The 11,356-nt window shown below is 60.5% G+C and carries 7 protein-coding genes and 1 pseudogene; 2 read left to right on the top strand and 6 right to left on the bottom strand.

The window, feature by feature from the left end; all coding sequences use genetic code 11:
• From EOS_RS41255 to EOS_RS41235, 5 genes and pseudogenes are all read right to left on the bottom strand, one after another.
• Positions 1 to 712 (bottom strand): annotated as a pseudogene (locus tag EOS_RS41255) (3-oxoacyl-ACP reductase); the annotation flags it as partial.
• A gap of 50 nt (positions 713 to 762) precedes the next feature.
• Positions 763 to 3,267: an acyl-CoA dehydrogenase gene (locus tag EOS_RS41250; RefSeq protein ID WP_047897993.1), complete on the bottom strand. Its 2,505-nt coding sequence runs from the start codon at positions 3,265 to 3,267 to the stop codon at positions 763 to 765.
• Positions 3,268 to 3,384: 117 nt separating this feature from the next.
• Positions 3,385 to 4,179, bottom strand: a complete 795-nt coding sequence (locus tag EOS_RS41245; protein WP_047897992.1) for a TetR/AcrR family transcriptional regulator — start codon at positions 4,177 to 4,179, stop codon at positions 3,385 to 3,387.
• Positions 4,180 to 4,404: 225 nt separating this feature from the next.
• Positions 4,405 to 5,631, bottom strand: a complete 1,227-nt coding sequence (locus EOS_RS41240; RefSeq protein ID WP_047897991.1) for an MFS transporter — start codon at positions 5,629 to 5,631, stop codon at positions 4,405 to 4,407.
• Between the two features lie 383 nt (positions 5,632 to 6,014).
• Positions 6,015 to 6,545 (bottom strand): Lrp/AsnC family transcriptional regulator, encoded by a 531-nt coding sequence (locus tag EOS_RS41235; protein WP_047897990.1) that lies wholly within the window; start codon positions 6,543 to 6,545, stop codon positions 6,015 to 6,017.
• A gap of 151 nt (positions 6,546 to 6,696) precedes the next feature.
• On the opposite strand from EOS_RS41235, the gene mdeB reads away from it, so the two are divergent.
• Positions 6,697 to 9,417 (top strand): alpha-ketoglutarate dehydrogenase, encoded by a 2,721-nt coding sequence (gene mdeB / locus EOS_RS41230; RefSeq protein ID WP_047897989.1) that lies wholly within the window; start codon positions 6,697 to 6,699, stop codon positions 9,415 to 9,417.
• A gap of 13 nt (positions 9,418 to 9,430) precedes the next feature.
• On the opposite strand, the gene EOS_RS41225 is transcribed toward mdeB, so the two are convergent.
• A complete protein-coding gene (locus tag EOS_RS41225) occupies positions 9,431 to 9,910 on the bottom strand; it encodes a winged helix-turn-helix transcriptional regulator (RefSeq protein WP_047897988.1) in 480 nt (159 codons plus the stop codon).
• 246 nt (positions 9,911 to 10,156) lie between these two features.
• Here EOS_RS41225 and EOS_RS41220 point away from each other — a divergent pair, with 246 nt between their 5' ends.
• On the top strand, positions 10,157 to 11,347 hold the full coding sequence (locus EOS_RS41220) for an MFS transporter (RefSeq protein ID WP_047898012.1): 1,191 nt from the start codon (positions 10,157 to 10,159) through the stop codon (positions 11,345 to 11,347).
• Positions 11,348 to 11,356 lie beyond the last annotated feature (9 nt).

The raw sequence follows: 11,356 nt of genomic DNA, 5'->3' as shown, positions 1-11,356 counted from the left end.
CCGCGCCCGTCACGAGCGCGCGTTTGCCCGCGAGCGGCTGGTTCCAGTCGGCGGGCGGCGAGGCGGGCGTGGCATCGATACGCACCACTTGCCCCGATACATAAGCCGAGCGCGGCGAGAGCAGGAAGCGCAACGTGCCTTCAATATCGCCGCCTGGTTCCACCTGAACCAGGTTCGAAGAAATGCCGCCGTGGGCTTCCTTGCCGAGCGAACGCGTCAAACCTTCCAGCGCCCGTTGCGCGGTCCAGGCACGCGGCGAAGTGCAAGATTCAGGCGGCAGTCCAAGCACGACGATACGGCCGCTCTTTGCCACTGACCGGATTGCGTCGTGGAAGAAGCCGTGGAGCGCATGCAATTGCGTGCTGTCGTTAATACCCGTTGCATCGAAGATCAGTGCCTGCATGCGGTCGTTCGGCGCCGCGCCCGGCGCGCGTGGTTCGAAGCGGCCGCTCATCGCGCCATGTCTCGCTGCGACCGACAGCCAGCCGAGCGCGCTTTCATGCGCAACGCCGGTCATGCCGAGGGAAGTCAGCAGCGTGATCAGCGGGTCGAACAGCGTGGGCGATGGCCCGGCGCCGATTGCCGTTATACCGCCGAATTCCGCACGGCCCGGCGCACGCCGCCGCAAAACTTCGGGCTGCGGCAAGCCGATGGAGCGCGCGACGCTCGCGCCGAAGGGTGAATTGACGAAGTCGAGATAGCGATCTTTCATGCCAGCCTGTTATGCCTGCCTGAGAAGCGGTTTAGCGCTTGTGTGAAGGATCATGCGTGGATTTCTTCCGGCTCGTTCGCCAGCGCTTGCTGGCGTTTCTTCAGCGCATCGAGCATACCGAAATCCGGGCCGAAGTCGTCGACCTTGACGACTTCGGCGCCGTAACGCGCGTAGTCAGAGAGTACCTGACGTTCGCTTGCATCGATCAAACCTCGGGTCTCGCAGGCCGCCGCCCACGCGTCGAGTTCGGGCAGGTTTTGCGGCATCGGCGGGATCTGTCCGGCTTTGACCGCGTCCCGCAGCTTGTGCTCGATCTCCGTGTAACGTGGATTGAGCGCGAACATCAGCTCGCCGTAACCGATCGGATCGATATGGGCGGGCGGCGCGTACGAGTCCGCAATCAGGCGTTCGCGGGCGTCACCGGGCGTAGTCATCAACTCGGCGATAGCGCTCCCCAGCCGGTCCCCCGGCACGCGGTGCGGCATGCCGAACGGAAAAGCGAGCGCACGCACGAGGCTTGCGGCGAGCGGTTTCGGATAGTTGGAGAGCACGCCTTCGAAGGCCGTTTGCGCCTGATACAGCGCGTCTTCGACACCCCAGCGCACGAGCGGCAGATCCGCGTCCGGGCGGCCATCATCTTCGAAACGCTTTAGCGTGGCCGAGATCAGATAAAGCTGCGAGAGGATATCGCCGAGTCGTGCCGAGAGACGTTCGCGCCGCTTCAACTCGCCGCCGAGCACGAACATGGATACGTCCGCGAGCAGTGCAAATGCTGTGGCAAGACGAGTCGCCGCACGGTAGTAAGGCACGAGACGCGTGTCGGCACGCGCAGGTTTTGGAATCAGCACGCTGCCGCCCAAGGCAAAAACGAAGCAACGCACCGCATTCGATGCCGTGAAACTTGCGTGAGCGAAGAATGCGCTGTCGAAATCGCGCAGCCCTTGGGTCCGGTCGACATTGCGTGTTGCTGTCATCTCTTTGAGCACATAGGGGTGACAACGGATCGCGCCCTGGCCGAAGATGATCAGGCTGCGCGTGAGGATATTCGCGCCTTCCACCGTGATCGAGATCGGCACCTGTTGATAGGCGCGCGCCAGGAAATTCGATGGTCCCATGCAGATGCCTTTGCCCGCGATCACGTCCATGCCGTCGTTGATTACTTTGCGTGCGCGTTCGGTGATGTGATATTTCGCGATCGCAGAAATTACCGACGGTTTCTCGCCAAGATCGACGCCTTGGGCGGACAACCGCCGCGCCGCGTCCATCACATACAAGTTGCCGCCCATGCGGCCGAGCGCTTCCTGCACACCTTCGAACTTGCCGATCGCGGTGCGAAACTGCCTGCGCACCGCCGAATATGCGCCGGTGCCGCGCACGGCCAGCTTCGCCATGCCCACGTTCGACGATGGCAGCGAGATCGCGCGTCCCGCAGCAAGACATTCCATCAGCATGCGCCAGCCGTTGCCAACTTGTTCGCGTCCGCCAATCACCCAGTCGAGTGGAATAAACACATCGTGGCCCCAGTTCGGGCCGTTCTGGAAGACCGCATTCAAGGGCCAGTGGCGGCGGCCGATATTCACGCCCGGATGCGTGGTCGGGATGAGCGCACAGGTGATGCCGGCTTCATCGGCCGGGCCGAGCAGATGGTCGGGGTCGAGCGCGCGGAACGCGAGGCCGAGCACGGTCGCGATCGGTCCGAGCGTGATGTAGCGCTTCTCCCATGTCACACGAAAGCCAAGCGTCTCACGCCCTTCATGCGCGGCCTTGCAGACGATGCCCACGTCGGGAATCGCAGCCGCATCCGATCCGGCGTAGGGACTGGTCAGTGCGAAGCAGGGTATTTCATCGCCACGCGCGAGACGCGGCAGATAGTGATTTTTCTGCGCTTCGGTGCCGTAGTGCATCAGCAATTCGGCGGGGCCGAGCGAGTTGGGCACCATCACGGAAACCGCTGCGGCAGAGCAGCGGGTCGCGAGTTTCATGATGACTTGCGAATGCGCGTAGGCGCAGAATTGTTTGCCGCCGTACTGCTTCGGAATGATCATGCCGAGAAAACCCTTCGACTTGATGAAGTCCCACGTTTGCGGCGACAAGTCTTGCCAGACCGCCGTTGTTTCCCAGTCGTTGGCGAGATCGCAGAGCTGGGTGCATTCAGTGTCGATGAACGCGCGCTCCTCGTCCGTCAACGTGGGTGCGCCGAGCTCGAGCAGCGTGTCCCACTTCGGGCGTCCGGAGAATAGCGCTGCATCCCACCAGACCGTGCCCGCTTCGATTGCATCGCGCTCGGTCGGCGACATCTCGGGCAGGATCTTGCGGAACACATCGAAGATGCGTTTGGTGAGCACCACGCGGCGCAGCGGCTTGATAGCGAGCACGAGCGCGGGCAGCACGAAGGCGATAGCAAAGAGCGCCGTTGAGACCGGGCCGGTCATGCCTGCGTACCAGCCGATAGCCACCCAGATGACTGCCCATGCAAGCCACGCGATAGCGGGCGCTTGTACGTAAAGCAAACCGCCGCTCACGATGAACAATGCAATCACGAAGCTGGCTGTCATGACGACCTCTCCTGATGTTGTTCGATATTTTGCGGCGAGAACGGTTGGGAGGCGGTGTGCATCGGCAGCTTGTTCGTCAGCACATTACATCACATACCCGGCGCGGTCGTTTTCAACTTAGGCGGTGGCATGTTGCGATGCGACATCGCATGTCGGAGGATCTTCGTTTGAAGCGTTCGCCATTACCGTTGCTGCGCCGTTCGATGCCACCGGTTCGCGTTCGGCGAACATGGATGCGAACGGACATGTTCCGTTCGCGGGAGGCAGCGGCGCTTTGAGCGCGGCCACCATGACAAGCGCGAGGCGGCCGATTAATTGTGGATCTTCAAGACGCTGGCCTTGCGTGAAGTCGTCGATCAGGCTGTTGGTATCGGCACCGGCGAGGATGCCCGAGAGCGAGCCGATGCAGAAGTGCAGCCGCCAGCCGAGTTCTTCGCGGGGCAGGTGCGGGAGGACGGTTTGAAACGCGCGAAAGAAGCGCTCGGCCACGTCGGCATACATGCCGCGCAAGAAGTTGCGGATGAAAGGTGACGAATCGGTATAGGCGCGGCCCAGGAGGCGCAGCAGCGCGGGGCCGCTTTTTTCGGGGCAGCGGGACTGCTGGAGCGCGGGGATGAACATGGCCCCGAGGATGTGCTCGCACGTGAGTTGCTGACCAAGCGACAACTGGAAGCGTTCAAGAAGCGCCAGGCGGTTCTGGTTGAGGCCGTCGAGGCGGCGGGTGAGCATGGCGTGGATCAGCGCGTCCTTGCTGCCGAAGTGATAGTTCACGGCGGCCAGGTTGGCACCGGCGCGGGCGGTGATGAGCCGCATCGACATGGCTTCGTAGCCGGCGTCGATGAACAGCGCCTCGGCGGCGTCCAGGAGGCGGATCTTGGTATCGCCGGGTGTGGCGGTGGAACGGGTAGGCACTGGCGTCTCCGGGACTGTCGTGGCGGTCCGAGTTGTCGATTGAAGCCTCTGATTAAAACGGGCGTTCTAATCACAATAAAAACCTTTGGCGAGATCGACAAGCCATTTTGTGGAGCGTGCTCTCTAAAAAGAGAACGATCGTGCGGCGAAGGTGGGAACTAATACCCGGTTGAGGGGCATTCAATCAAAAAGGGGCGCCAGCGCGCCCCCATTGGATAAAAATGTTTAGGCCGGATCTTGAACCCCGACATGCTGGGCCGACTCGGTCATATCAATGCCACGTCGCTCGCGGCTAAAGAAAATAAGCGCCGCGATAACCACAGCGACCGTGCCGCCGACCAACGCCATGGCGAGCCCGTAGTTATCGCCATTCTTGACAGCGATAGACGCCTGCATGGTGGCGTTGACCGAAGCCAGCAGATTGCCTAATTGATAAATGAGTCCGGGAAACGTGGCGCGAATTTCATCGGGGGAAATCTCATTCAGGTGAACCGGAATAACGCCCCAGGCCCCCTGAACGGATATCTGCATCAGGAACGCACCGGCAGCCAACGCAACCGCGCCACTGGAGAAAGCCCAGAGCGGCAATACCGGCAACGCAATCAAAGCCGCAATAAAAATGGCCCACCGGCGCCCGATTCTTTCTGACATCGTCCCAAAGAACAGCCCGCCGCAGATCGCCCCGATATTCAGGACAATGGTAATGAGTGAAACCGTATGCGGATCGAAGTGATGCTGTTCGCGCAGGAAGGTCGGATAAAGATCCTGGGTTCCGTGCGAGAAGAAGTTAAACGCGGTCATCAAGACGATTGAATAGATGGAGAGTTGCCAGTTTTGCTTGAGCGTCTTGAGCAATCCGGGCCGTGGCCGCTTCTCCATGGCTTTCCATGCCGGCGATTCCGGCACGTGGGCACGCACATATAAAACCAGCAGCGCCGGCGCCACGCCGATAAAAAACATCCCGCGCCAGCCAACGTATTGATACGCGACGCCGAACACGATGGACGCCAGCAGATAACCGCTCGGATAACCCGCTTGCAAAAGACCCGAAACAAAGCCGCGCGCTTTGGTCGGCACGGTTTCCATCGTGAGGGCGGAACCCACACCCCATTCACCGCCCATCGCGATACCGAACAGCGAGCGCAACACGAGCAGCGTAAAGAGATTCGGTGAAAAGCCGGACAGCATTTCAAGCAGAGAATAAATGGCGATATTGATCATCAGTGTCGGGCGCCGGCCGTACTTGTCGGCGAGACGGCCGAAGATCAGCGCGCCGATAGGACGCATCGCGAGTGTCAGGGTAATCGCAAGAGCGACCTCCGGAATCTTCGTATTAAATTCCGCGGCGATATCTTTCAATACGAAAACCATTAGAAAGAAATCGAAGGCATCGAGTGTCCAGCCTAAATAGGCCGCAATCGTCACGTTTCTTTGTTCTCGCGTCCAGCTCATTACCGTAATCCCCCATTCGCGTAATTGATTAACTATGACGACGTGGCCGCGGCCTTCGCTGCGCCGCGCCGCATAAGGCGCCCGGCTTGTGTCGGCAGGTGGGAGTGTACGCCGCTGTTTAATGGGATGCTCGGAACGATCGGTCAAACTGGTATTAACCCCGGTATGCCTCGACCTTGGGCATGCAATTCGTCAATCAGATCGCTTTCGTTTTGTCTGATTTATTAAAGAAAATGAAAGTTAATTGAATTATTTTTGTATTAAAAAGATGTAAAGACAAACGCTCTTTCGGGTGGTGCGCACCCATGTGAACGCGCATTTGATGCGCTGCGGCGTAGATGCCATTCGATACGGCTTTCACGCCAATGGCGTTTCGCTAAACCCTAGCTCCACTCCGTATCGGCATTCTCGTCGGGTTCGTGCAAGGTCATTCCCGCTGAGGGCAACGGCAACGCGGTTTTATACCGCACCTGCTTGAGCGCGAAACTTGAACGGATGTTCGAGATACCCGGAATCTTCGTAAGCCGTTCGATGATGAAGCGTTGCAGCGCCTGAATGTCCGGCATCATGACGCGCAGCAGATAATCGGCGTCGCCCGTCATCAGGTAGCACTCCATCACCTCGGGGCGCTCGCCGATCGCCTCTTCGAAACGCCGCAGCGCGTCTTCATCCTGTTTCGTCAGACTGACCTGAATGAACACGTTGATCCGTAGCCCAAGCGGTTCCGGGTTCAGCAACGTGACCTGCTGTTTAAAAAGCCCTAGCTTTTCGAGGGCTCGCACGCGGTTAAAACAAGGTGTCTGTGACAGATTCACCGCCCGTGCCAGTTCCGAATTCGTGATGCGCGCATTCTGCTGCAGTTGGTTCAGGATGCCGATGTCGATACGGTCCAGGCGTTTAGGCGATGTCGTCATAGCTCGAATATTCTGGAAAGGTGGGCATACGCGGAATAAATACACTATCGCGGCGGCTATGTAAAAGCAAATCAGAGGCACATTCTGCGACGGGATAGTTAAGCTGTATTGATAAGCAGCGACATTCCCCCATTCGACGCGGAGCCGTGCCATGACCGATTTATCCAGCGGAAGCGAACAGATTCTGTCGATCTCTCGAGGGCGCGAAGACAGCGATCCCGAGGAAACCGCCGAATGGCTGGAGGCGCTCGATGCGGTCACGGAGCACGTCGGCCGCGACCGCGCGCAATACCTTTATGACCGCCTCGCCGAGCATGCGTTGTCACTCGGTATCGAATCGTCGAGGGCGCGCGTCACGCCCTACATCAACACGATTGCGGTAGCAGAGCAGCCGCGTTATCCGGGCAATCTGGAGATCGAGGAAAAGCTCGCTGCTGCATTGCGCTGGAATGCGCTCGCGATGGTCGTGCGCGCCAACAAGGCTTACGGCGAACTCGGCGGCCACATTGCGAGCTATGCGTCCGCCGCCGATCTCTTCGAAGTGGGTTTCAATCATTTCTTCCGCGCCGCAGCGCCGGACGCCGGGGAAGGGACGGGCGGCGACCTCGTGTATTTCCAGCCGCATTCATCGCCGGGTGTGTATGCGCGTGCGTTCCTTGAAGGATTCCTTAGCGAAGAACATTTGCAGCACTACCGCCAGGAGATTGCCGGTCTGGGGCTGTGTTCGTATCCGCATCCGTGGCTCATGCCGGATTTCTGGCAGTTCCCGACAGGCTCGATGGGCATTGGTCCGATCAACTCGATCTACCAGGCGCGCTTCATGCGCTACTTGCAAAACCGTGGCCTCGCGAAGACGCAGGACCGCAAGGTGTGGGGCTTCTTTGGCGATGGCGAGATGGACGAGCCGGAATCGATCGGCGCGTTGTCGCTTGCCGCGCGCGAGCAGCTCGACAATCTTGTGTTCGTGATCAACTGCAACCTGCAGCGGCTCGATGGTCCGGTGCGCAGCAACGGTCGCATCATCGACGAGCTCGAAGCGCAGTTCATCGGCGCGGGCTGGAACGTGATCAAGGTCTTGTGGGGTTCGGACTGGGACGCGCTGTTCGCGCGCGACCAGACCAACGCGTTGCTGCGTGCGTTTGCGCATACCGTCGACGGCCAGTTCCAGACCTTCTCGGCCAACGATGGCGCTTATAACCGCGAGCGTTTCTTCGGCCAGAATCCCGAACTCGCCGCCTTGGCTTCACATCTGAGCGACGAGGACATCGACGGCTTGCGTCGCGGCGGTCACGATGTGCGCAAGCTCCACGCGGCTTATGCGAAGGCGCTGGGTCATCGAGGCCAGCCGACGGTGATTCTCGCCAAGACGATGAAGGGCTTCGGCATGGGGACGTCGGGTCAGGGCAGGATGACGACGCACCAGCAAAAGAAGCTTGGCTTCGACGACCTGAAGGCGTTTCGCGATCGCTTCCGCTTGCCGCTGTCGGACGCCGATGTCGAGGCCGTGAAGTTCTATAAACCGGCGGAAGACAGCCCGGAAATGCAGTATCTTCACGCACGACGCGCAGGCCTTGGAGGCTATCTGCCCAGAAGGCGGAGGGTGGCATCGAAGGGGCTGATCGCCCCTCCGATGACAAGCTGGGGCCAGTTCGCGCTCGACGCTGCGGCTAAGGAAATGTCGACTACCATGGCGATCGTGCGCATGTTCGGCAGCCTCATGAAAGACGCACAGCTTGGTCCTCGCATCGTGCCGGTAGTGGCCGACGAGGCGCGCACCTTCGGCATGGCGAACATGTTCCGGCAGGTCGGTATCTATTCGCCGCTCGGGCAGTTGTATGAACCGGAGGATCTGGGTTCCATGCTGTATTACCGCGAGGACACCAAGGGGCAGATTCTCGAAGAGGGCATTTCGGAAGCGGGCGCGATGTCGTCATGGATCGCTGCGGCGACGTCGTACAGCGTGCACGATCTGCCCATGCTGCCGTTCTACATCTATTACTCGATGTTCGGCTTCCAGCGTATCGGCGACATCATCTGGGCGGCGGCGGACCAGCGTGCACGAGGCTTTTTGATCGGTGCGACCGCGGGCAAGACGACGCTCGGCGGCGAAGGGCTGCAGCATCAGGACGGCAGCAGCCATCTCGTGGCATCGACGATACCGAACTGCCGCGCCTATGATCCCGCGTTCGCGTACGAAGTCGCAGCCATTGTGGACGAGGGCATGCGCGAGATGGTCGAGCGCCAGCATGACGTGTTCTATTACATCACGGTGATGAACGAGAACTACGCGCAGCCATCGGTGCCTGGCGGTGATCTCGATACGCTGCGTGAAGGCATTCTCAGAGGCATGTACCCACTTTCGACGAAGCCGGACGAAGCCGCGCAAGTACAACTGATCGGCGCGGGTGCGATTCTCGGTGAGGTCATCGCGGCGCAGCGAATGCTGCGCGAGGACTGGGGCATTGAAGCTGCGGTGTGGAGCGTGACGAGCTTCACTGAGTTGCAGCGCGACGGCATGGGCGCCGAGCGGCTTGCGAGGCTCGGCGAGCCGAGCCCTGCGCCGTACGTGAGCGCGATGCTGGGTGCGTCCCGCGGTCCCGTGATCGCGGCAACCGACTATGTGCGTGCTGTGCCCGAACTGATCCGAGCTTATGTGCCGCGCCGTTACGTGACGCTCGGCACTGATGGTTTCGGCCGCAGCGATACGCGTCAGGCGCTGCGTGAGTTCTTCGAAGTGGATCGCGCATCGATTGTGATGGCGGCGCTCAAGGCGCTGGCTGACGAAGGTGAGATTGACATGTCGATTGTGCGGAAGGCGTCGCAGCAGTATGGCAAGGCGGGGTCGGCGTCGGGCGCGCCCTGGCAGCGGTAGGCGGGCGCATTGGCTAGACGTCGGCTTCGGCGTCGGCTTCGGTGTCGGTGGGCACTTTTTTCACCCGGGTTTCGCCGGGCTCCAGACTATGGCCGTCGCGAGTGCGAAATTCCAGTGGCCCCACTGCTTTGCCGCTGGCGCGTTTGACCAGCACCGAGTGACGTTCGCCGCGCTTGAAGAGGTGACGCTCTCCCCACTGTCTCAATCCGATCACCACGGCAAACAGGCCTTCTCCCTTGGGCGTGAGGATGTACTCCTGATACGACGTGCCGTCGGAAGCAGGCGCGATAGCCAGGATGCCTTCCTCCACCAGTGTCTTGAGGCGATCCGCAAGGATATTGCGGGCCACGCCCAGGCTGCGCTGGAACTCACCAAAGCGGCACACGCCATCGAACGCGTCCCGGATGATAAGAAGGGCCCAGCGGTCACCGACGATATCCAGAGACCGCGCCACCGGGCACGAGTCGCCTTTCATACTTTTGCGCTTGGCCATGTTTTCTCCTGATGTGCCGAGACGCGGCGACACCGGCCGGTTCTCCAATGTTCACGTAGTTGCATTTTAAAACTGGTCAATCTACACTTCAACTGGTTTTTATTTGAAACTGGTTTCGTAGAGGAACTGAAAATGCAGCTTCGTGAAGAAGGCGTTACATCCACTGAAGGCGTTACATCCACTGTGGCTGGTGAAGTCTTGCGGGGGCACGCGGGCGCGTCGCCGGAAAATGGGAAGCTTGCGGCCATGCCTCGGGCGCTCGTGATGCTATTTGCCTGTGCATGTGGTCTCAGTGTCGCCAATGTTTATTACGCACAGCCCTTGCTTGATGCGCTTGGTGTCGATTTCGGGATCGGGCGTGGCGCTGTCGGAGGCATCATTACCGCGACGCAGGCGGGGTGCGCGTTCGCATTAGTGTTCCTTGTGCCGTTGGGCGATCGGCTTGATCGGCGCCGTCTTATGCTTGGTCAGGCGATTGCCTTGTGTGCGGCGCTGGCTGTGGTCACCACCGCGTCCTCCGCGGCGTGGCTGCTCGCGGGCATGGCTGCCGTTGGCCTGCTCGGCACCGCAATGACGCAAGGACTGATCGCGTATGCGGCAACGGCAGCGGCGGCTGCCGAGCGCGGGCGTGTGGTCGGAACGGCTCAGGGCGGCGTTGTGATCGGCCTGCTGATGGCGCGTGTATTGGCCGGCGCAATAGCTGATCTGGGTGGCTGGCGGGCGGTCTATTTCACCTCCGCGGTCTTGATGCTGTTGCTGACAGGCGCGCTTTGGAGAGCACTGCCGCAACAGGGGCCGCCGTCACAGCGTTTGCCTTACCTGCAACTGCTTAGCTCGATGTTCACGCTATTGGCCACGGAGCGGGTACTGCAGATCCGTGGTGTCATCGCCATGTTGATGTTTGCTGCCTTCAGCATCTTCTGGAGCGCCCTGGTACTGCCCCTGAGTGCACCACCGCACGCGTTCTCGCATACGGTGATCGGTGCATTCGGTCTGGTGGGCGTGGCGGGTGCGCTGGCGGCCGCCCGTGCGGGTCATTGGGCGGATCGGGGGCTGGGGCAATGGACCACGGGCGTGGCGCTGATCCTGTTGCTTGCTTCATGGCTGCCGCTGGCGTTCATTGCGCAGTCGCTGCGGGTGCTCGCGATCGGCATTGTTGCGCTGGACCTTGGCGGGCAAGCTATTCATGTGACCAATCAGAGCATGATCTTCAACACGCATCCGCAGGCGCACAGCCGGCTGGTGAGTTGCTATATGCTTTTCTACACCATCGGCAGCGGAGTTGGCGCGATTGCATCCACGACTATGTACGCGAGCGCGGGGTGGCTGGGAGTCTGCCTGCTCGGCGCTGGCATCAGCCTGCTTGCACTGGTGTTCTGGGGGCTGACATTGCGGTATATGCCAGGCAGAATCCGCAAACCTCGTCTTACTATTTAATCGGAAAAG

Source organism: Caballeronia mineralivorans PML1(12), from assembly GCF_001028175.1.
GTDB lineage: Bacteria > Pseudomonadota > Gammaproteobacteria > Burkholderiales > Burkholderiaceae > Caballeronia > Caballeronia mineralivorans.
This window is presented reverse-complemented; position numbering and strand designations above follow the sequence as displayed.